The organism is Chloroflexus aurantiacus J-10-fl (assembly GCF_000018865.1).
Classification (GTDB): Bacteria; Chloroflexota; Chloroflexia; order Chloroflexales; family Chloroflexaceae; genus Chloroflexus; species Chloroflexus aurantiacus.
The window spans coordinates 1532058-1554343 of the sequence record NC_010175.1 but is presented as its reverse complement, the minus strand read 5'-3'; the positions used below and the strand labels follow the sequence as shown (position 1 = coordinate 1554343).

Here is a 22286-nt window from a genome sequence, read left to right as displayed (position 1 = left end):
CATACCACGATGAATGGCGAACGGTATCTGATCACCGGTGGTACAGGGTACCTGGGGCAGGCGTTGATCCGTCACGCCCGTTGTCTGGGTGTGCAGATTGCTGCTACCTTTCACTCGCAGACTCCGCCAGCGCTGGCAGAGGTTGCCTGGCATCCCCTCGATCTCCGCGACGCAGCGGCGGTTATGGCATTGATCCGCGAGGTGCAGCCGACCGTGATTGTCCATACCGCATTCCGCCAATACGATCCCGACTTGATGGCGGTAACCGGGGAGGGTGCCGGCCACGTGGCCGTGGCTGCTGCCCAGATTGGCGCCCGCCTGATCCATATGTCGAGCGATGTCATTTTTGACGGAGAAAAGGGCGAACCATACACAGAAGATGATCCGCCCAATCCAATCACCGATTATGGTCGCGCAAAAGCGCGGGCTGAAGCGTTGGTGCAGGCAGCATATCCGGCGGCAGCCATTGTGCGCACGTCGCTCATTTACGGTTTTGAGCCGATGGATCGCCATACGGCTTTTGCTCTGGCCGTGGCACGCGGAGAGCGCCCGGAACGGTTGTTTCGTGATGAGTTCCGTTGTCCGATCTTTGTTGATGATCTGGCCGTAGCCCTGATCGATCTGGCGCAGCGGGATTACCGTGGAGTGATCAACCTTGCCGGCGCCGAGATACTCAGCCGCTATGAGTGGGGCTGCCTGCTGGCGCAGGCTTACGGTCTCGATCCAGGTCTCATACGTGGTGCCTGGAGTGCCGAGAGTCCAACACCACGACCACGCAACTGCGCGCTCGACATCAGCCGGGCGCGTCAGCTCGGTTTTCGCCTGCGGGGAGCGCGCGAAGTGTTACAGTCGCCTGGTCGGCTCTAACCCTGAAACTCTGTAATCACCGTCACCCCAGAACCACGGAAACTATCGAGATCGACCAGCGCCGCCGGTGCTTCACTCAGGCTAATCGTGCGGCCAATCAGGCGCTGCGGTTGTACTTTGCCAGACTGGATGAGGTCGAGCATCGCATCATAGCGGTAAGCCTGCATCCCATGGCTTCCCATAATCGTCAACTCACGCGCAACCACGATATCCATCGGCAACGGAGGCATCCGTTGGTCGGCCAGCAGCAGACCAACCTGCACATGGCGCCCGCGCTTCCGCAGACTGGCAATGGCATTGGCGCAGGTCATAGGACTACCCAACGCATCAATCGCGAGGTGTACCCCACCGCGGCTGAGATCGCGAACCACGCTTACCACATCCGGTTCGGTAGTGGCATCAATCACCGCCGTTGCCCCTACCGCCCGAGCCAGTGCCAGCCGTTCCAGGTTAATATCGATTCCGATCACCTGTCCACCGAGGGCAGAGGCTAACATAATCGCCGAGAGACCAACGCCACCACACCCGTAAACCGCCACCCACTCGCCTCCACGTACCTGGCCCAAATCAACGACGGCGCGAAAGGCAGTTGCAAAACGACACCCCAGACTGGCGGCAGTCGTGAAGCTCATATCGGCAGGCAAGCGCACCAGATTCAGATCGGCGCGATCAATGGCAACGTATTCAGCAAACGATCCCCAATGCGTGAATCCCGGTTGAAACTGGTTGTCACACACCTGTTGCTGACCGGCCTGACACTGAGGGCAAAAACCACAGGCACACACGAAGGGAACAGTGACCCGATCACCGATTCGCCAGCGCCGAACCTGTGATCCGACGGCAACAATCTCGCCGGCCAGTTCGTGGCCTGGCACATGCGGCAGCTTAATATCGGGATCATGCCCCATCCAGCCATGCCAGTCGCTACGACACAGGCCGGTAGCGCGTACTGCGAGCACGACACCATCTGGCGTTGGGGCTGGATCGGGCAGCGTGGCGATCCATGGCATCTGACCAAACGCTTCATAATAGACGGCGCGCATGGGAGTCTCCTTACGTAGCAGGTGAATGTTTGTTCGCTCTCACCCATGCTAGCACATCTTGCTATGTATACCGACAGTCTCCACTACGCACCCAAAAGCGTTCACCGTAGAGCGTACCCGGCGGTGCAACCTGTCGGGCATACGTGCGCACGGCATCGGCCATCACATCAACTGCCTCACCATTCGCGATCGGATGGCCTAACTGACTACGGCTCAGTTCGGCCAGTTGACTGGCATACGCCGTAATGGCAGCCAGACGTGTCGTCATTCGTTCGTCAATAGTCCGAACCAACGGGCGCAATGGCCAATCGAGGATGTCCAGTCGTTGTTCAAGTGCACCGGGGCGCACCACGTAGGGAAAATCCTCGTACCACATCACCGGACCCTCTATCGTCGCCGCAGCCAGACAGGTCAATTGGTGATCGACGTGATTCCCCACACCCAAGGGGGCGTAGACGGTAGCGTGGGGAAACCGGTGGCGAAGCTGGTGACACAGATCGTGAAGAGTGGTGAACAGCGGATCACCAGCAGCCGGCTCGCCGAAGAGAGCTGCACGACTGTTGTACACCTCTGGCATCCGGTAGATGGCATCAAGCGCACCGACCCACACCCCATCGGCCCCCAATATCGACAGCGCTGTCTCCTCTTCGCGGCAGCGGGTCTGCATTACCATCGTCGGTGACAACCCCCAATCAGCATGAAATTGTTGGGCCAGCGCACTAAATTGCATATCAGTGGGTGGCGTTGCGGTACAGATCGTCACCACCAACACCGGTTCGCCGGCAGCCACAGCGGCGGCCAGTGAACCGCCACAGGAGAGGGCAGCGTCATCGAGATGAGGTGAAAGCACAATATGGTGATACGAACGCTGAAGATTGGCGAGATGCGAGACAATCATGGCTGAAATGACCTTTCACGCCTGAAATGCTGGCAGCATAGCTGATAAGCTGCTGCGCATGATAGACGCTTTCGTGCTTTTAGCAGTTTCATCATGAGCTGACGATGAATAAGTTGCAATCAGGCAGGTGCCAATCCAGGCTCATCATATCAGTGGGTGCGTGTTATTTTTCGTAACCCGCGGGGATGCAACGGATCGACGCCTCGTGCCAGGGCTAGATGGTAACAGAATAGTTGTGCCGGAACGATGGTAACGATGGGGGTTAACCAGTCGGGAATACCTGCGGGTATGAGCAAGCCGGTAACACCGTGCGCAAAGAGTGTGCGATCATCACTGAGTACGAGCAATTCAGCGCCAGCGGCTCGTAAGCGGTCGAGCAGATTGGCGATGTACATACTGCCAGCATCGCGGGTAGCCACAGCTAGCACTGGAAACCCTGGCTCGATCAGAGCAATTGGGCCGTGTTGAAACTCGGCGGTAGAGTAGCGTTCGGCTACGACATAGGCCATCTCTTTCAGTTTCAGCGACCATTCCAGAGCAGTTGCCAGTTGAAATCCACGACCAAGTACTACACAGTATGACATCGTGCGAAAATGGCTGGCAGCAGTTGCTACAACTTCTTCGAGTTGCAAGGCTTCAGTAAGTGCTACAGGAAGTCGGCGCAATTCAGTTAATCTTGCCTGATCATCGGCCAGCGCTATTGCCAGCAATGCGAAAGCGGTCAGTTGAGCCGTGTAGGTTTTCGTCGCGGCTACTGCTAACTCTGGGCCGGCAGCGATGTCGAAGTGGAGGGCAGCGTGCTGAGCCAATGGCGAAGCTGGATCGTTGGTTATAGCCAGCGTGAGAGCCCCTTGCCGTTGTGCTTCATCAATCACTGCCAGAATGTCTGGAGATTGCCCCGATTGCGAAACGCCGATAACTAATGCGTGGCGCAGGTTTGGTGGCTGCTGATAGATAGTGAAAAGTGATGGCGCAGCTAGCGCTACCGGTAACCGATTGAGCGTCCCGAACAAATACTGACCGTAAATACTGGCATGTTCAGAAGTTCCCCGACCGGCTGCATACACATAACGGATATCATGCTTGCGAATTTTAGCGGCCAATTGGTATGCCTGTACCAACCCATGTTCAAGTAGTTCACTAATAACTGTGGGTTGTGCGTAAATTTCGTGTTGAATGGTCATACATTAAATTCCTCAGACAATACTCGTAATGGTAGCTTACCCTGGAATGGAATTTCACCCCATAGGCCAGCAGCAAGTGCTTTCAAGGCTACCGGTTGCAAACTATAAGTACAGAGATGCGTTGACACTTCCGGGTAGGCGAGCAAATCGGTGGGGAGACGTAATGCTACGGTAATCAGGGGAATGCCTCTTTGAAAGATCTCGTGTACGAGCGAAGCCTGACCACGATACGTTTGGGCGTTGATTGTTCCTATGATCACCAGATCGGCTTCGGCGAGAGCAGCTAGAATATCGGCAATGCTGGCTGGAGAGGGATCAATATCGATAATGAAGGACTGAACATAAGAATGGCAAGAAAGGATCGCCTCGGCAAGTGCAGGCCGTTCACTTGCTGATGTGTCGGCAGGGGTAAGATCAACGGGTTGCGGCATGATTACCACGACACGGGCTGTTGTTGATAATTGTAGTGGTAATAAGCCTTCCTGATTGCGCACCAGGGTTAATGCGCGCTGCGCCACCTCATCTGCCAGCGCGTGATGAGCTGCACATCCGACAACTGATAGATCTGGTTGAGGACGATTCCGCAGCCATTGGCGCAGCGCCGCAATGCGCTGGCTGGAAATAGTACTTTTAGTGTTTCTATCAATTGTACTGAGAAACTTTATTGTCTGCTCCAGATCATTTCCTGCACCGAGCAAGAGCAGATCGATACCTGCATGAACTGCTTCCGACAAAGCTCTGGCATATCCATCGTCAGGTGCAAAGGCTTTCATGTCGAGTGCATCGCTAATCGTAACACCTCTGAATCCGAGGTGATGCCGCAGATGCGCTATGACCTGTGGTGCGCGGGTGGCAGGGCGATCCGCTGCCTGCAATGCAGGTACAGCCAGATGTCCAACCATCACTGCCTGAACACCAGCCTCGATAGCCGCCGAAAATGGCAACCATTCTACGTGCTGTAATCGTTCGTAATCGTGATTAACCCTAACCAGACCATAATGACTATCACCAAACGTATCTCCGTGGCCGGGAAAGTGCTTGGCTGTTGCGGCAACTCCATGCTGCTGCAGGCCGGCAATCATTGCCGCAGCCAGTACTCCGACGATCTTGGGGTCATCGCCAAAGGCACGGATCCCGATGACCGGGTTTTGTGGGTTCGTATTAACATCACAAACCGGGGCATAGACCAGGTTAACCCCAAGTGCTGCCAGTTCCGCCCCGATTGCACTGCCAACACGAAAGGCCAAAGCTGGCGATTGGGTTGCTCCTAATGCCATTGCACCGGGAAAAGCGGTTAATCCCGGTAAGGCTTGCAATTGACCACCCTCCTGATCGGCACCGATTAAGAGAGGACCGTAGCCCGAGGCTGCTGCCAGTTGCTGTAAATGCGCGGTTAATGCACGGATACGGGCTGGTGATGCGCCATTGAGGTGGCGATAGAGCGTCACACCGGCAACGCGATGGTTGAAGATCAGGTCCGGCAGATGTGATGGTACTTCATCACCGGCGAACCAGATTAGTAGTTGTTCACTCAATGCATTCATTAGGTCGCCTCCTCACCAATGATGAACCACCAGCTTTGAATTTCCTTTGGTCCACAATGAATGTGTAAGGTTCGATCTGTCAAGGGTTGCGGCGGGGCTAATGCTTCTCCAGCTAACGTGATCGGTTGGGCTGCCTCAACAGGCAATGCCAGGTGGAGTTTACCAGACTCAGGAGTTTCATACGGATTAAACACCCGTACTTCTATTCTGCGTGTTGCTGCCAGTCTGAGACAACTTAACGTCAGCGGACCTTCAAGTACGAGCAGGCTGGCAGTGCGGGGGAGTCGACCATAGTCTGGTTGACGACAATGCACTGATTGAATCCCACCTGCCAACTGCTGGGCAAGGAGGTTGAGGCGTGCTCGATCAGGTGTAGCACTTAACGGGAGTAACCACATGCGGTAATGAAGTTCTGTGTTGAGCAGTAATCCATCAGGTTCGCCATCGGTGAAGACTGTACGACGAGTGCTCCGTAAAAGCGTCAGAGCAATCGCTCGATCAGGACGATCAAGCACCGCTGTTTCCAGCAAACCCGGTGCAATCAATGCCAGTCCTCGTCCGTCTGCAAACACTGCCGTCCAACTGCGCTGGGGGCGAGTTTCTACTTCGAGTTCACGATAGCGGTAGTTATCGGGTCGTAACGAAATTGCCCGTTCAACAACATCAAATGCCCCATCCGCCAGATAGGTTGTTGCCGGGGCATGGGTTGGGAACAGGAGCCGCAAGCGATGATCGGCGGCTGTATTACAGAGGTAGAGCTGAATTTCGAGACGGTCGCTCTCAGGGCGTAAACTCAGATCGATGGTTACCGGTAACTCAACCAGATGAGTGGCTCGCTGCATCAGGTTAAAATCAAAGTTGGCCGGTACGAGCAGTTGTCGTTGAACACGCAGAGTCGTCAGAAAGGGACCATTATGAATGACGCTCACACTGAGCATGGTGCTACTCACTGTTGGGTTACCGGCCAGGGCCGGACCGTGGTACCAGCCATCACCAATGTCGGCGTCATCACTTAGCTCAAGTAATCCCTGGTATTCTTGCCCGTGAACCAAATCATGAATTGTCAGAGTGCCATCGTGAGCCACCTCGACCGTCAAGCGCCCATTACTTATGCGACGTTCACCAATCAGCATGCCCTGTCCTGGATAGCGGATAGGTTGTGCGGGTGTTCGCCGGGCCGGATGGGCGGGCAGTGGATCGAGATCCCCCGGCTGAACCGTCAGTGTAGTGTAACCCAACGGCGGGAGCGAGAGAGGGAGACTCACTTTCACTTCATCGACCTGATAGACATCGGGAAAGGTGTGGGGGAAGCAGGTGAAGCGCGTTCGCTGGCGGTGCTGAGCAAGTCGTTGATAAGGAATTTCGTGTCCGTCCGCATCATAGATACGGAACGCCGGTAATGACTCAAAACCAAAGAACTCGGCAAAAGCAGGCCAATCTGGGGGTAGCTCGATAGTTAATTCAACAGTCTCTTGAACGGATACAGGTAATGGGTTAAAGACGACTAAACGTCGGCCCTGATTGGAATCTGAGTCAGCAACGGCTGCGGCTAATCGTTGTAAAGCCTGGGCTGTAAGAAGTTCACCAATTTGCCGGCACTGGCTATAGCGGTAGCGCATATCCCGATGCACCAGATCGATACTGCATCCACCCAGCGAGTCGTGTGGATGATTTAGTAGCAACCAGCGCCATCCCTCATCCAGAAATGCCGCTTCGTCCGGTGCTCCGGCTACCAGGTGTGCCCAGGCGGTAAAGGGTTCAACCCATTGAGTTAACAACTGCTCACAGGCTGCGTTTGCCAGCTTCAAATCGATCCGACTACTCAAGACCCCAGGTATCAGGTATTGTTCATTTTCAGCACGAGGTGGCAGAGCTGGTTCACGTAGTTCACCACGGGCTTCGGTAGTAATCATATCAACGTGTGGCAGAATATCATCAAGGTAGGAGTCAAGATCGCTGAAAACGATCTCAACCGGTGCAGCAGGATCTGCGGCATACGATTGCAATACCTCAGTTACTTGTGGATCCCAGGCCAGATGATCACCACCATCAAAGAGGAGAATGGATGGTAATGACGTAGCGGCAGCTTCAGCAGCAATAAATGCCGCCAGATTTGCAGTAAGTTCCGATCGGGTAGGCGAAGAGCCGGATAAATCAGCACGACGAACATCGAAGGCAAAACTACAATACCCGACACGGCCAAAACGATAGACCGGCATCATCGTGCCATCACTACCGTACCAGCGAAAGTGGCGGGCTTGCTCGTTTGTACCACGCCAAAGGAGAATCCCGTGTATCCCAAACCCGGCCAGTAACTGAGGTAACTGACCAATATGCCCAAACTGATCGCATACCAGCCCAGCCCGTGATGGCTGCCCGCCCAACTGTCGGGCAACGTGAGCACCGCGCCGCAGATTACGAATCAACGCTTCACCACCACTTAGAAACTCATCGGGAGCTACATACCACGGGCCTATCACCAGTTTACCGTTAGCGGCTAATGTGACAATCTGTTCCCGACGCTCCGGTCGCACTTCGAGATAATCTTCCAGGAGAACGGCCTGACCATCCGTGGTAAATGGGCCAGGCAAAGCACCGTTATTCAAGCCATCGAGCACAGTATCGAGCAATGCTACCAACGCATAGCGAAAATGTTGAAATGGACGGTACCACTCACGATCCCAGTGGGTACTGAGCACATAATGAGCACGGCGGCACGCCATCGATGATCTCCATTCCTTCAAGACACGATGAGCTATTGCTATTCAACAGGGGTTTGACAGAACCTGATATTATTATCCCTTAACTGCGCCGCTCAGACCACTGACAAAGTAGCGTTGGGCAAAGATGAACCCAATCAATATGGGAATGATTGCAATAATTGTTCCGGCAGCAATGAGCCGAAAATCTGCAGAAAACATTCCTCGCAGGGTGTTCAAACCAACCGGTAACGTATATATCTCGCGCGTCCGCAGCATCAGTGACGGCCAGAGGAGTGCGTTCCACGAGGTGACACCCGTGAACACAGCCGCCGTTGCCAGTGACGGACGAACTGTAGGCAAAACGATTTGTGCCCAGATTCGTAATTCGCTAGCACCATCAATCCGTGCTGCATCGATGAGATCATTTGGTACAGCTTGAAACGCTTGACGCAGCAAAAAGATATTGAAGGCACTGAAGACGTTAGGAAATATCAAACTCCAAAGGGTGTCATCATAACGAAAGACCCGTACTGCCAGGATATAGCCGGGCACATAAGTGAGTTCGAGAGGCACGATCAACGTTGCTAACAGACTGTAAAAGATTAATTCACGTCCTGGAAACCGCATCTTGGCCAGAGGATATGCAGCCAATGCCGAGACGGTAACATTCAAGATCACGGTGCAGGTTGCGACAAATAGACTATTCAGAAAAAAGCGCCAGACAGTAATTTGTTGCCAGACACGAGTAAAATTATGTAACGTTGGCTCATAAGGAATCCATTGTGGTGGGAAGCTAAACACTGCATCATTTGGCCCTTTCAATGCCGTTGTCACCAACCAAAAGAAGGGAAAGATTGTTACAACGCTGGCAATGCCTAATACAACATACCAGCCAGCCGCACTGCTGAGCGTCATCCGTGAACGGTTTGCAAGTGTTTGTGATCTTGCTATAGTTGCCATTGACTCTACTCCTTAATCATCACGCTGCTCAAGCAGACGAACATTGATAATCGAAAAACTCAGCGTTATGATTAATAAAACCATCGCTATTGCTGAAGCATAGCCAACATTTTGCAGGCGAAAAGCTTGCTTCCACAGATAGAAAACTATCGTTGATCCACTATTAAGGACACCTCCAGTAGCATTTGTTAAGATATAAATCTCATCAAATACTTTGAGCGCACTTAGACTGGAGATAACAGCCACGAAGACTATAGCAGGTCGAATACCGGGAATACTTACATGCCAGTGTTTCTGCCAGCGATTACAACCATCAATGAGCGCTGCATCATAGAGATCTTCGGAAATATTTTGTAATGCCGCCAAGAAGATCACCATGTAGTAACCAACGCCCATCCAGATGGTCATCAGCATTGCGATAGGTAGGATAAAATCCGGCTCGGTTAAAAAGACAATCGGTTTTTCGATCACTCCCAACCAGATCAATAAGCCGTTAATTGGCCCACCGCTGCCGTTGAAGAGAAATTGCCAGGCGATGCCAATCGCTACGCTACCGGTGATAACCGGGATGTAGTAGAGTGTTCGAAAGAAACTGATGCCGGGTAATTTGCGGTTTAGGGCTATCGCCAGGGCAATAGACAGTATAATAATGGTCGGAGTCACGATGAGATATACAAACGAATTGCGCAATGACAGCCAGAAAACATTGTCATTCAGCAAATGTTGATAATTAGCAAAACCTACAGGTGTTGGTGGGCGCAGAATGTCGTATTCAGTGAAACTGTAGTATCCTACTGCCACTAGCGGATAAAGCGTAAAAACACTCATAAATATCAGAGCAGGTGCCAAAAAGAGATAAGGTGTTACCCGCGACCATATTCGTGCCTTCATACCTTTCTCCATTAACGGGGCGGTAACGACCGCCCCGTTTGAATGGGCAAACGATGGTCTGTCGTTAACCCTACTTTCCGATCAACGTATTCGCCTGCGTAACGGCATCTTTTAGCGCCTGTTCTGCCGGTACACCGCCGAAAATGGCTGCTTCAATCGCCTGACGTACAATCTCATTCACCTCGTTCAAGCGCGGGATTTCGGGCAAAATATTGCTTTGCCGTGCGATAATGTCACGCGCAATTGGCCGGATCTGATCTTCAATTGCGACCGGTGGCTGTGTGAAGAAGGGATCATCATAAGAGGCTGGAGTGGAAGGAAAGATTTGCACCAGTTTCGAGAATTCAAGCATGCTCCGAGGATTGGTGAAGAACACAGCCAGTGCCGCCGCTGCACGAGGATACTTGGTATTCTTCGATACGACAATTGACATCGAGACCGGCGGGAGCTTTCCAGAGCGCCCTACTGCCCGGGGAACCATTGCCAGATAGCCGTATAATCCGGGATTGCTCTCACGCACCAATCGGATCAATTGTGGACCAGTAACGTAAAACGGCATTTGCCCTGCCGAGAAGCGCTCCAGACCGATCCGGTCGTCACTGCTGTTGAGCAAGAGAATGTCACGCGCAGTTGTTTCGTCCTTGATCATATCGACGTAGTACTGAAGCCAGCTTACCGCTTCCGGCGAGTCGAAGACGAAACGGCCATTGGCATCCATAATCGTGACATTGCCTTCGTAGGCCATACTCTGCAACAAATTGCCGGTATTTAGCCGCAGACCACAGGGAATGCCGGTCGCGGCTTTCACTCTGGCACAGAACTCTTTCTGTTCGTCGAAGGTTTTGGGTAGGTCGTCGATGGTCAATCCGGCTTGTGTCAGGAGCTGCTTGTTCACCAGATACCCATCGACTGCCTGATACCACGGCACCTGATAGCTGGCACCGCCAACATTAACCTGATTGAAGAGACCTTCAAAATACTGTTTCTGCACCTCTGGCGGTAAGGCTTCGCTCATATTCAAGAGCTGCCCTTTTTGGGCAAACTCCAGAACCCAATCGGTTGGAATGTTGACGACATCTGGGGCATTACCGGCGGCTAGACTGTTGCGGTACTCTTCTTGCAAGGTAGCCTGACGGTCTTCCCATCTGACCTTAACACCCGGATAGGCTTCATTGAAACGCGCTATGGTGTCTTTGATGTACTGATCAAATGTTGGTGAGAGGTAGAATGTCCAGAAGGTAATTTCTGCTCCCTCTTCCACCCCACTGATGACAGCTTCAGGATGGGGGCCAGGTGTTGGTGTGACGACGACCTCAACCGTCTTTTCGACTTCAACAATTTGGGTTTCCCGAACGATTTGAGTAACGATTTGTGGTTGAGCAGTCTGAGGGGTTGATGAACCACACGCACTCAGGGTGAGGCTGATCAGGCTAATAATCGCAAGCGGTAGCGCAAAGATGCGACGCATAAGACTTCTCCTTTGCACTGAAGACTAAATGTTGCAAGTGTATCGGGTTATTAACTGGCTTTACGTCAGTTGTCACCTCCTTTCTCGTGTAGATACTGGAGTGTGAAGTCGATCTCAAACACGCGCTGCCACGGAAAGTGCACGCTGCCGGGTAGAATGCGCCAGCGATAGGCGAAACCAGGCAAAGCCGTCACGATCTCATTGAGCCGTTGTTCTACACGTGTGGCAGCCAGTCCACGTAATTCAGGAGTAAGCTCGTTCTGGTTGTAGGTTGTCTGTAGCCATTCGCGGATTTCACGACGAACGATGTGCTGATAGCCGTAATCTTCGATGAAGCGATGGAGCAACAGTCGTTCTTGCGCAATACGACATGACCGGTCTCCAATCAGTGTCGCACAGGTCTGGGCGATAACGCCGCCAATCGTGTTACCGGCAGTGTTCCAACCTCCATATGCTGCCAGTTTCGTGGGATCGAGCCGGGTCGTTATCAGCTCGATCAGCAACGGATCTGCCCCATTTGGGTAAGCAACGTCAGCAAAGGCAACCGTCTTGCCGTCGACCAATGCTTCACCTGCTTTGGTGACCAAGTTTTCTATTGCGGCCTGACGTGCCATGCGATCATGGTGCCCATCCACTGGATTCCATTCAGCGCGCCGTGCTATTGGTGCATTCACACCCAGCCAGATGCGCGCTATTTCGGGCACGCCGATTAACTGGCATCCGGCTGCGGTAATCTGACGTTCCACAGTGAGACGGATTGGCCCATCTTCAAACGCTGCAATATTCATGGCATCGGTCGGTGGAGCGTAACGCACACTTACCGCGGGATGCAAACCGATATGCGTCAATGCCATCCGTATCGTCAATACGCTGCCTACTTCATCTGCACCAGGGTACATTAGCAACCGCTCCTGAAGCGGGAGCAACTCTGCCCAAGTATGTAACCAGCGTTTCTCACGGCTGGGTAAGCCAAAAGGACTGGTATCATCAGAACTGAGGACAAGCAGGTCGAAGATACCGTCATTCAGCAACTGGAGTGCTGTCAGGTTGATAAGATGGTTGCGCAATCGACGCCGCAAAACATCGGAGCGGTAAGTAGCAGGGATTGCCCGCTCAGCTTCTTCTCGTCGCGTCTTGCTCAGGGCCCCCTGATGTACCTGATCCAGGATTTGCGACCAATGGTAGATCGCTGTGCCATACTCGGCCCAATACGCCGGCTCTTCGCTGGCATCACTGGCATTGGAGACACGAGTGATGAGATTAAAGCCGTAGATGTATAAGTGGGGAAAGCGATCACGTATGCGTCGAAGTACACTCAAGCGCTGACTGATTGTCTCTGGCGGTTCGTCGGTTGTTCGTGAGGCGATCAATCCGCCGTAACCGAGTTGCTCACAAGAGACAATCAGCCCATCCAGTTTTGGCGCGACTTGTTCCAACCACCCAGCCAATCCGCTACAGTTACCAGGTTGGTGCTGGCGACTCAGGAGGTGGGATGGTGGCAAGATCAGATTGATTCCGGCAGCCTCGGCAATCAGTTTCGGATCGCGGGTATTCGCCGGACGTTCATCGAGCGGGATTAAACCAATCCGTATCACACCTTTCCTCCTGCCCGCTCAATTGCCTGTATGCTAAAGAGGAGTGCGCGCGGCATGTGGAAGAAGCCTTTGTAATTGCCACCCTTACTGGTCAAGGCTACTTCGCCGCGCCGATCACAATAGCCAAACCATTCGCCGTAGACGGGATCGGCAAAGTACCGAAAGGTATAGGCATCGATCCGTTCCAGCCATTCGATCCATTGCCGATCACCGGTGATGGTTGCTGCCAGCACCAGCGCATATATTGCTTCTGCGTGTGGCCACCAGAGCTTCATCGTTGACTCGATCTGTAATGTTGGTCGACCGGCCAGATCAACGAAATAGAAGATGCCACCGTATGTCTGATCCCAACCCAGTTCAAGCGAGCCGCGGATCGCTGCCAGAGCCTGCTTGCGGAGCGCCTGATCCGGTTGCCATTCGAGAAGATGCAACATTATCCATGCTGTCTCTAGCGAATGACCAGGATTAAATAGTCGGCTATCTGGATTATCTTCCAGCACTGAACCATCAGGTGCTACGCGTTCGCGGTAAATGTTACGTTCCGGGTCAAAGTGACGAACGATGCCTGCAATGGTTTCAATAATCGCTGTCGAGTATTCCTGCTCGCCGGTTAGCGTGAACATATCCAGTGCCATCATGCCGACAACCAGCAGATCGGTGAGCTGACTCACGACCGGCATGCCCGGCAACGAAGGACGACCTAATAGGCCGGGATTGGCGATCCATTGGCAAATCAAGGCGAAGACCTCTCTCGCTTCAGCAAGACAGGAATCATCACCGGTGGCACGTGCATATTCCGCTAATCCCATCTGGTAGAACACAGCCGCATACGGTTTTCGTTGCATAAAGACCGGCTGACCATCGCGAGTCAGACTAAAGTAGACTCGACCTTCACGATCACGGGCATGACGACGGAGAAATTCGACACCCAGCCTTGCTGCGGCTAAAAAATCGTGACGTGGCTCAAATGTGTTGTAGAGTCGGCTAAACATCCAGATTGCCCGGCCTTGCAGCCAGACATACTTGCGGGTATCGTAGACAGTTCCGTCACGATCAAGTGCGCTGAAATAACCGCCATGCTGATGATCAAGCGAATGGCGTAGCCAGAATGGAATGACACGCTCGGACAGTTCAATCCGATAACGATTGGCGAAGGCTTCAAGCATCAACGTGTTCCTCACGACGGTGAAGACGAATCAAACCCAATTCCCCGGTCAAGACTGGGGCTGCTGCGCCAATGAGGGGCGTAATGGTCGGTGCCGGCGCAAGTCTGATCTCAGTATCCCGTACCAGGGCTGGTAGTGCCCGCTGTGCCACTTCACGACGCACTAACTCAGCAAACGTTTCTCCGAAGGCGGTAATCCGACCCGTAATCAAGACATGACGAACCGACAACAGACTGATAATGGTAGCTACTGCGGCGCCGGTTGCTGCGGCAGCGGTTGTTATAACGTGCTGGGCAACCGGGTCGCCCATCGCTGCCCCTTCAGCAATCCGCCCGAGTGATAGATCGCTGGCGTATGCTGCGAGAATACTATTTGGATTGGCAGCAATTGCTGTTCGAGCCTGGTGTAACAGGGCGTCACTTCCCAACACGGTTTCAAGACACCCCCGATTTCCACACTTGCAAAGCAGTCCGTTCGCGGTAAAGGCCAGGTGTCCAATTTCACCAGCACCAAACCCTTCACCAGCATAGAGTTGACCATTCAGCACAATACCGGCACCTACACCTTTCCCAATCTTCAGGACCACCAAGTTGGCTACACCTCGCCATTCACCAAATAGATGCTCAGCTAAAGCCAGGCATTGACTATCGTTGACCACCTTCACCGGTAAGCCGTAGCGTTCATGGAGTAACTGACCAAGTGGTAGATCGGCCCATTCCAGTCCGACTGCGCGGACAATCATTCCCGAACTGGCGTTAATCAAGCCAGGAGTGGTTACACCAATGCCGAGAAGTGGCTGGTTTGCCGTCTGAATCAGCTCGTCAAGAGTTTCTTGCAAGGTGTTTAGTGCATCGGCACCTGTCTGCCCCTGAATCGAGCGGCTGATACGCCTTCCTACGTTTCCTCGCAGACTAACCAGCGCCCCTTCGACGCTGTCAGCATTGACACTAATAGCTGCTACCGGTCGTGACCATTCAGCAACGCTCAGGAGCATAGGTGTACGCCCTATTCCTCCACCTGTCGCCAATCCGGTCTCGATGACTAAGCCACGTTCTATCAGTTCTCCTACAACATCGGAAACCGTCGTTCGCGTCAAGTTAGTCAAACGTGCCAGGTCAGCTCGGCTCACCGCACCTAGCTCGTAGATAAGCCGCAATACCAGACGTAAGTTGACGTCCCGGGTGTGCTGACGGGTTGCTTTTTCGCCAAGAGTTGTCATAGCAGATCGTCTTAATTAGATAGTCCAATGAACTAACAAAATAGTAGCACGCAAATAAAACCCTGTCAAGAGGATAACTGGCCATTCTCACAGCATTGAGAGCGACACTTAAGATACCGTTTGGGTATGTATGGATGTCATTCGTCGCAGGACGATCTCACCCTTGTTATTCACGAATGTTGGAAATGGAGGAATGCTTCTTTCCTTCCAAATATTTTTGAAGCACAATGATTCAGGATAATCACGACCGTGCGATTGACATGAAGTTTTCCACTGTGATGCCAGGCTCGTGATCTTTTGAAGGGAGGAGTTGACTGGAGATGGCAGGCATGGTGTAGTCTGAACGTGCGCTGGTGTGAATGTATCAGTGGACACGCTGTTGCGAGGATACCCGCTCCTACCCAGTGTGCCCATCTTACCAGTTTGAAGTGCGGAAGCGTAGCTTCCGCACTTACTGTGCTTCGGTACTGACTGCACGGTTCGCCCGCTAACCTGTGAGTTGCGACCTGCTACTACCAAATGTGCATGAAGCATTCTGCTCTATCGACATCGCTTCGGCAGCAGAAAGCAAAACCTGAATCAGGCTAGCTCTCGTGTTCAGAGAATTTGTGGGATTGTTAAATCCGTTTGGTATCTAAATTGAACTCACAACCACATCTGCGCCAATGTATTAAGAGATTTTGTTCCACTTCACGCAATTCACGGTTTGAATTATCAGCGGGTTTTAGGATGAGGTCTGGACTCATGAAAACCAACAGGTGGCCTCTATGGGCCACCTGTCCTCATCGTATCACCTTACCTCAAATCGATACCATTCGCTCCCGGGTACGCCGGCGGGCAGCGAGTACTGCCGGGCGAGCCGGCTGGCGGAATGGCAATGGCAGTGCTGTCGGCTGCGGACGATAACCGAGCAAGCGCATAATAGTCGCCTGATCCTGCTGTGGCACCAGTCGTGAACTGAGACGCCCATCACGCTCTTCGACGATGAAGCGAGCCGCTTCGGGCGTCAGACAGTGGTGGGCCCCGCCACGGCCAGAAATCATCTGCTGGTACGCACCAATGCCGAAAATGGCCAGGACCAAACCGCCATCGGTCTCCGGCAACCACAATGGCGGCTGTTCCGGTCGCGGATAGATGTCATCGCTGTCGCATGTGCGCCGACCGGCAAGCCGTACTGGACGCACTGGCCGATGCCAGTCGCTGAGCGGCAGGATGACAAACTCCTGCCCACTGACGAAAAGGGTGTCCGGTAACATCACCATCAGTGAGCCATTGATCAAATACCAGTCTGGTTGATCGGGTTGTCCCGCTTTCACGGCGCCCACCTCAACCAGATAGGCGCTGTGGGTGGCGACGGTGTAACGGCCAAATTCACCGATTAACTCCGGCACCGGTACATCGTATTCGGCACACAGATCGCGCACCGTTGCCATCAGCCGGGCAAGAAAACGCTGGTAGTCGAAGTTGAACGTCAACTGATACCCGGCAGTTGGTACGCCACCACCAAAATTGAAGTAGCGCAGGGTTGGTACACGGCGGCGTAGACGACAATAGTTCTCAATCGAAGCCCGCAGGGTGGTCAGGAAGTGCCCTTCGTCTTCGATCTGGCTGCCGATCATGGCATGGTACAGCACAAGCCGGTGTTCAGTCGTTGCAATCAGATCGGCAGCCTGTTCGATCTCGGCCATTGTCAAGCCAAAACGATCATTGCCGGGGTGTCGACCATCCCGATTTCCGGCGGCACGTTCACGCACACCAAATTGTAAGGGTGCCGGCGTTGTGATCAGATCGTGCAATTCACTGAGATCATCGAGGACGGGTATCACCGTCTCACAACCGTCGAGACGCAATTGCCGGATCGCGTTGCGGTAGGCCGGCTCCTTTGAGCCGTTGCAACAGATCAGTCGATCAGGTGGCAGGATGCCCTGACGCCAGAGACCATGGGCGATGATCAGGTCGGCAGTTGCCGAGGTTTCATAATGAGCACCAGCCGCCAACGCCGTTTGCACCGCCTCGGCAGCAAAGTTAGCCTTGGTCGCATAGGCGTAATGGAAGGGGGCTGCGTATTCGGTAGCGGCACGAGCCTGCGCGGCCCAGCCGATCATGCGGTGAATTTGTGCAGTAATTTGCGGTGTGTATACGACTTCGAGCGGTGCACCGTGTTGGCGTACCAGTCGGTTCAAGTTGAGACGATCACCAAAGTAGAGGTCGCCGTCGTAACGGCTCACGAAATCGGTCAGGCGGCCCTCACCGGCAAAGCCGGTCTGCTGTGCAATCAAGTCGGCAAAGGTTAGCGTCTTCAACTGTACCACATTCCTCCATTCATACAGCGGGAACAACCCGCACCACGAAACCAGGGCAAAATAAGACCTATCCCACCAGAAGCGGGCAAGATCACAAGCGAACACCGGCAATGGCCGTGACAGGCACTAGATTGCCGTGACCATAGCGATTCAGCGTCAGGGGATGAAAAAAGGCCCTGCACCTGATGCAGCGGCCGGAGGAGCGAGAACGCGCAGCGTCACTCGCGCACGTCTAGCAGGCGGAACCTACCGACGCACGGCGTGCAGGTGTGCAGTTTGGGGAGCGCTGAATCGCGCGTAAATTGTATGCGCCGTCCATACTGCCTCACACTAGCCCGCCCGACGTCGTCTTCTCCACGGGGCACCAGCGTGCCATGACGACGATTTCCGCTCGGCGTTCGGTGTTGCGTGTTACGTGTGTCGGGTGCCTTCCCGAAACGCGAAACCCGTAACCCGAACGTAACGGGGGGCGCGAATGACATGGTCGATTGGCTCGACCGAGTGCGCATTATACATCTATCAGGGGTAATCGTCAATAGGGTAACGGGCTTAAATCTTGAACAGATGCGCTTCACGCCTCTCTGCCCTCTGTGTCTCTGTGGTGCATCTCCTACCACTCCACTGGGAAGCCCATTGATGCCTGAACCATCGCTTCCGACTGCGGCAGACGCAAACGAAACCCAGCGCTTCAAGCCTCTGTGCCCTCTGTGTCTCTGTGGTGCATCTTCCATCACTGGGTCAGCAGGGGTTCGTCTTGCCAGGCAAGACTCGCCTCTCTTTCCAACGTCTCCCCAAACTCTTGCTATAATGCTGCTATGCGTTACCTGTTACTTACCCTCGCTATCGTGCTAACTGCATGTGCGGCTCCGCTGCCGTCTCCGCCGACAAATACACCGCAGTCGGTGATCACGCCGACTGTTGTCAATCAGGTGCCGACCGCTACCTCTGCCACTCCGGTACCAACCGCCACACCGCTGGCAACACCCACGCCGGCACCGACGGCCACACCGCAACCTGCCGTGCATCCCCTCTTCGATCCACAACGGCTCAGCTACGACCACAATTTCAGCGGACCGGAGATTCAGGCATTTCTGGAAGCGCGCCAGAGTCCGCTGGCAACGATGCGTATCACTATTGGCGGTCGCAGCCATTCGTTTACCGATGTTCTGGTGTCGCTGAGTAATCTCTACAGTGTCAGCCCGCGATTACTGTTAAGTCTCATGGATCTGCAGAGTGGCGTTCTCAGCACCCCTAACCCCAGCAGTGATCAGATGGCCTGGGCTGCCGGGTTTCGGGGCGAGAATGGGAATCGACGCGGTCTGTTTGCGCAGTTACGCTGGCTGACCCGCGAACTACGGGCTGCCTTGCGCGACTATGCATTGCTGGGGCCGATGGCTTTACCTCCGCTTACTTTTGCCGATGGGAGCACCCTTGCGCTCCCGCCCGGAACGGACCTGAGTCGCTATGTCCTTAGTCGAGCGTTGGCACCAACAACGACTTCCAACCGTCTCGAAGCACTGCTCGTGGCCGTTGCGCCAACTTACCAGCGTCTGTTCGACCTCGATCCACGGCTGGAGCCAACCGATTGGCCGCCACCCGCTGAACCGTTTCTCACCCGTCCGACCGAACGAAACTTCCCGGTTACCTCCTTTTTCGATCACGATGCCCCTTTTCTCCGCACGAATGGCTCTCTGCATACCTTTTGGGGACGCGCTGAAACTGACCGGGCGTTCGCCTATGATGGCCATACTGGTTGGGATTATGCAATGGGGCCTCCGGATCGGGTATTGGCTGCGGCACCCGGTCAGGTCGTGTTTGCCGGCTATTCTGATGATGGTTGTGCGACGCCTGCCGGGGCAGTGATTATCGAACACGGCAACGGCTATCGCACGCTCTACTGGCATCTGGCTCGGGTGAGTGTGACGGTTGGAACAATGGTGGAGCGGGGGGCAGTGATCGGGATTGCCGGCGATACTGGCTGTGCCCGTGGTGCGCATCTCCATTTGCAGGTGCAGTACCTTGGGCGTGATGTCGATCCGTATGGCTGGTGTGGTACTGACCCCGATCCATGGGCGCTGAACCCGGTTGGTCAGATCAGTGTCTGGCTGTGGGTCGATATGCCATCACCTTGTGCGCCACCGCCGCCGGGTGTGGTCGTGGTTGATGATCGCGATCCCGGCTTTTTGCTGAGTGGTGACTGGCAGGTGATTGATATGGGCTACGCCGGTGGTGCCCACTTTGCTCCATCAACGTTAACACCCAGCATCACTCGTCCCTGGCGTTTCAGCGATTTCGCGGCCCCCCTGGTGGCTGTCTGGCAACCAGTGCTTCCGACTGGCGGGCAATACCGGGTGCTGGCATACGTACCGTTTGCCCTTAACGGCTATGACGACTCGCGTGAAGCCCGCTTTCTCATTCGTCATCAAGACGGTGAGACAGTGGTGACCGTTGATCTGGAAGCCGAACGCAACTGGTGGGCAGATTTGGGAGTCTATACCTTTGACCCGGCATCCTCACCGCTGGTTGCGACCGGTACCATTGCCGGTGATCGCCGACGTGGTATCTGGGCTGACGCGGTGGCGTTCGTGCCGGTGACTGATGCTACGACACGCTGAAGATCAGGTCACGCTGGTTAAACGCATAGCGGGCCAGTCCTAGAAATGCCAGTAAGAGTGAACTCTGCGCGACCAGGTTAGCCCAGACCGAGACCTCACTGAAACTACCGCTGATGCTAATCTGGTAGCCGTAAAAGATTGGAACCAGTGGCCCACTCAACACGGTTTGCACGGCGCGTAAGATCGTAACCAAAAAGGGATTGATCTCCTCGAGTTGATTGATGATTGGGCCGCCGATCACGTTACTCGATAGTGCCAATGCAATCAGGGCAAGCACGAACAAACGCCAGCCAGTACCCAACACCAGAGGCGAAAGTAAGATCGTCAGGGCGGAGAACAACCCGATATTGAGAATAAGCGGTAAGCTGGCCAGGAACCAGCCAATGAGATCGAGATCAACCACTCGATTTGTCAGGGCTACCAGCAGGCAGAGTATTCCGTACATAACCAGTACAACAAGACAGGCAGCGTAAAATAGCCCGATCAGATACGCACCACGACTGACGTTGTGCGACAGGATAATGTAGCCCTGGGGGCGATCACCCAGGCCGATCATAAAACCGGTACTCAGAATGGCCAGAACTGGTCCAAAGATGCCTGCCACAGTAAACAGATAGCCGGCATTCATTGGGGTTCCGGTAGGGCGCAGGAATACAACATAACTGGCAATCACGATGGTCAATTCGAGAAAGAACCGGCCAGAGCGCAAATACTCAAGTAAGGTGAAGCCGGTCAGGAGTATAGCTTGTTTACCGGTTCGGATCATTGGTGGCCATCCTTTTGTCTGGAGTCGCCCTCTCGCCGTTGCAGCAATCGTTTCAAGAGCGGATCAATGTCATCAGTTGGTGCCGGATTGATGGCTTCGTTCAGGACAGCACGTAGCGGCGCCTGGTCGGTAACCAGCAGGTTATCCACCGGTTCACCACGCACTGTGCGCATATAGATCTGCGCCAGGCGACTCAACTGTGGCTCTAGCGCCCGGATTGTCACATTCGCTTCGATCAAGACCTGAAGAACTTTTGCCTGTAATTCAGGCGAATGCGGACTGATCACAACCGCCTGTTCATCGCAGCGAATCTCACGTCCGATCATCTCTAATCGCTGGCGTAATGGCAGGTCGAGTGGCCCTGTTTGGACGACCATACTGCCGGTCATGTGTCGTACATCGGCGACATTCACCTCAAGCGCAACCTTACCGTTGGTTAAAATACCGACCCGGTCGCAGAGATATTCAACTTCAGCAAGACGATGGGTGCAGAGCAAGACAGTGTGCCCGCGCTGGCGAACATCGTTGAGCAAGACGAGCAGTTCTTGCTGGCCGTCAAGATCCAGGCCGCTGGTTGGCTCATCGATTAGCAAAAGATCGGGATCGGTAAGCAGGGCCTGGGCGATGCCCAACCGTTGAATCATGCCTTTCGAGAGGGTGCGCAGGTAGCGGTTGGCAACAGCAGTTAAGCCGGTTAGCTCTAGTAGCTCGTCGATCCGCTTGCGTAAGATGGTTTCCGGCATGCCATCGAAACGACCGAGGAAGGTAAGGTATTCGCGTGGTGTGTAGTAGTTGTGATAACGCTGCCGTTCGGGGATGTAGCCAATCTGCCGACGCTGTGCTTCGAGATCAGCGCTTCCCAGTACGCGAATCCGCCCGCTATCGGGGTATAAAAAACCGAGTAACAGATGGATAAGCGTTGACTTGCCGGCACCATTCGGTCCCAGCAAGCCGTACACTTCACCTGCTGCAACCCGCAGATGAACACCGCGCAAGACCGAGACATGACCGTAGCTTTTGGTAAGTCCTTCGACAACGATGACATCGGTCATTAGGTTGATCTCC

The 22286-nt window shown here is 54.0% G+C and carries 16 protein-coding genes; 2 read left to right on the top strand and 14 right to left on the bottom strand.

Translation table 11 applies throughout. The annotated features are described in order from the left end of the window. Nucleotides 1-9: 9 nt before the first annotated feature. Nucleotides 10-867 carry an SDR family oxidoreductase gene (locus tag CAUR_RS05830; protein WP_012257001.1) on the top strand — a complete coding sequence of 286 codons (858 nt, stop codon included), beginning with the start codon at nt 10-12 and terminating at the stop codon, nt 865-867. Here the strand turns inward: CAUR_RS05830 and CAUR_RS05825 are convergent. From CAUR_RS05825 to CAUR_RS05770, 12 genes are all read right to left on the bottom strand, one after another. Next, on the bottom strand, nt 864-1910 hold the full coding sequence (locus CAUR_RS05825; RefSeq protein WP_012257000.1) for a zinc-dependent alcohol dehydrogenase family protein: 1047 nt from the start codon (nt 1908-1910) through the stop codon (nt 864-866). The genes CAUR_RS05830 and CAUR_RS05825 overlap by 4 nt on opposite strands. Nucleotides 1911-1971: 61 nt before the next feature. Further along, nucleotides 1972-2808, bottom strand: coding sequence for a PIG-L deacetylase family protein (locus CAUR_RS05820; RefSeq protein WP_012256999.1), 837 nt, complete (start codon nt 2806-2808; stop codon nt 1972-1974). A gap of 149 nt (nt 2809-2957) precedes the next feature. Further along, nucleotides 2958-3992 carry an SIS domain-containing protein gene (locus CAUR_RS05815; RefSeq protein WP_012256998.1) on the bottom strand — a complete coding sequence of 345 codons (1035 nt, stop codon included), beginning with the start codon at nt 3990-3992 and terminating at the stop codon, nt 2958-2960. Further along, nucleotides 3989-5536 (bottom strand): glycoside hydrolase family 3 protein, encoded by a 1548-nt coding sequence (locus CAUR_RS05810; protein WP_012256997.1) that lies wholly within the window; start codon nt 5534-5536, stop codon nt 3989-3991. Before CAUR_RS05810 ends, CAUR_RS05815 begins: the two co-directional genes overlap by 4 nt. After that, on the bottom strand, nt 5536-8259 hold the full coding sequence (locus CAUR_RS05805; protein WP_012256996.1) for a glycoside hydrolase family 38 N-terminal domain-containing protein: 2724 nt from the start codon (nt 8257-8259) through the stop codon (nt 5536-5538). The genes CAUR_RS05810 and CAUR_RS05805 overlap by 1 nt, the downstream gene beginning before the upstream one ends. A gap of 72 nt (nt 8260-8331) precedes the next feature. Further along, nucleotides 8332-9198 (bottom strand): carbohydrate ABC transporter permease, encoded by an 867-nt coding sequence (locus tag CAUR_RS05800; RefSeq protein WP_012256995.1) that lies wholly within the window; start codon nt 9196-9198, stop codon nt 8332-8334. Nucleotides 9199-9210: 12 nt separating this feature from the next. Continuing rightward, nucleotides 9211-10089, bottom strand: coding sequence for a carbohydrate ABC transporter permease (locus CAUR_RS05795; RefSeq protein ID WP_012256994.1), 879 nt, complete (start codon nt 10087-10089; stop codon nt 9211-9213). 70 nt (nt 10090-10159) lie between these two features. Beyond that, nucleotides 10160-11557, bottom strand: a complete 1398-nt coding sequence (locus tag CAUR_RS05790) for an ABC transporter substrate-binding protein (RefSeq protein WP_012256993.1) — start codon at nt 11555-11557, stop codon at nt 10160-10162. 65 nt (nt 11558-11622) lie between these two features. Continuing rightward, nucleotides 11623-13152, bottom strand: coding sequence for a DUF4127 family protein (locus tag CAUR_RS05785; protein WP_012256992.1), 1530 nt, complete (start codon nt 13150-13152; stop codon nt 11623-11625). Then, nucleotides 13149-14318, bottom strand: coding sequence for an AGE family epimerase/isomerase (locus tag CAUR_RS05780; RefSeq protein ID WP_012256991.1), 1170 nt, complete (start codon nt 14316-14318; stop codon nt 13149-13151). The genes CAUR_RS05785 and CAUR_RS05780 overlap by 4 nt, the downstream gene beginning before the upstream one ends. Continuing rightward, on the bottom strand, nt 14311-15537 hold the full coding sequence (locus CAUR_RS05775) for an ROK family transcriptional regulator (RefSeq protein ID WP_012256990.1): 1227 nt from the start codon (nt 15535-15537) through the stop codon (nt 14311-14313). The genes CAUR_RS05780 and CAUR_RS05775 overlap by 8 nt, the downstream gene beginning before the upstream one ends. An 800-nt stretch (nt 15538-16337) precedes the next feature. Continuing rightward, a complete protein-coding gene (locus CAUR_RS05770; RefSeq protein ID WP_012660610.1) occupies nt 16338-17849 on the bottom strand; it encodes an arginine decarboxylase in 1512 nt (503 codons plus the stop codon). Nucleotides 17850-18655: 806 nt separating this feature from the next. Here CAUR_RS05770 and CAUR_RS21725 point away from each other — a divergent pair. Then, entirely contained in the window at nt 18656-20455 is a 1800-nt protein-coding gene (locus CAUR_RS21725) for a peptidoglycan DD-metalloendopeptidase family protein (RefSeq protein WP_012256988.1), read from the top strand. Here CAUR_RS21725 and CAUR_RS05760 read toward each other — a convergent pair. After that, nucleotides 20442-21221, bottom strand: coding sequence for a hypothetical protein (locus CAUR_RS05760; protein WP_012256987.1), 780 nt, complete (start codon nt 21219-21221; stop codon nt 20442-20444). The two genes, CAUR_RS21725 and CAUR_RS05760, sit on opposite strands and share 14 nt — an antisense overlap. Further along, nucleotides 21218-22273, bottom strand: coding sequence for an ABC transporter ATP-binding protein (locus CAUR_RS05755; protein ID WP_012256986.1), 1056 nt, complete (start codon nt 22271-22273; stop codon nt 21218-21220). The genes CAUR_RS05760 and CAUR_RS05755 overlap by 4 nt, the downstream gene beginning before the upstream one ends. Nucleotides 22274-22286 lie beyond the last annotated feature (13 nt).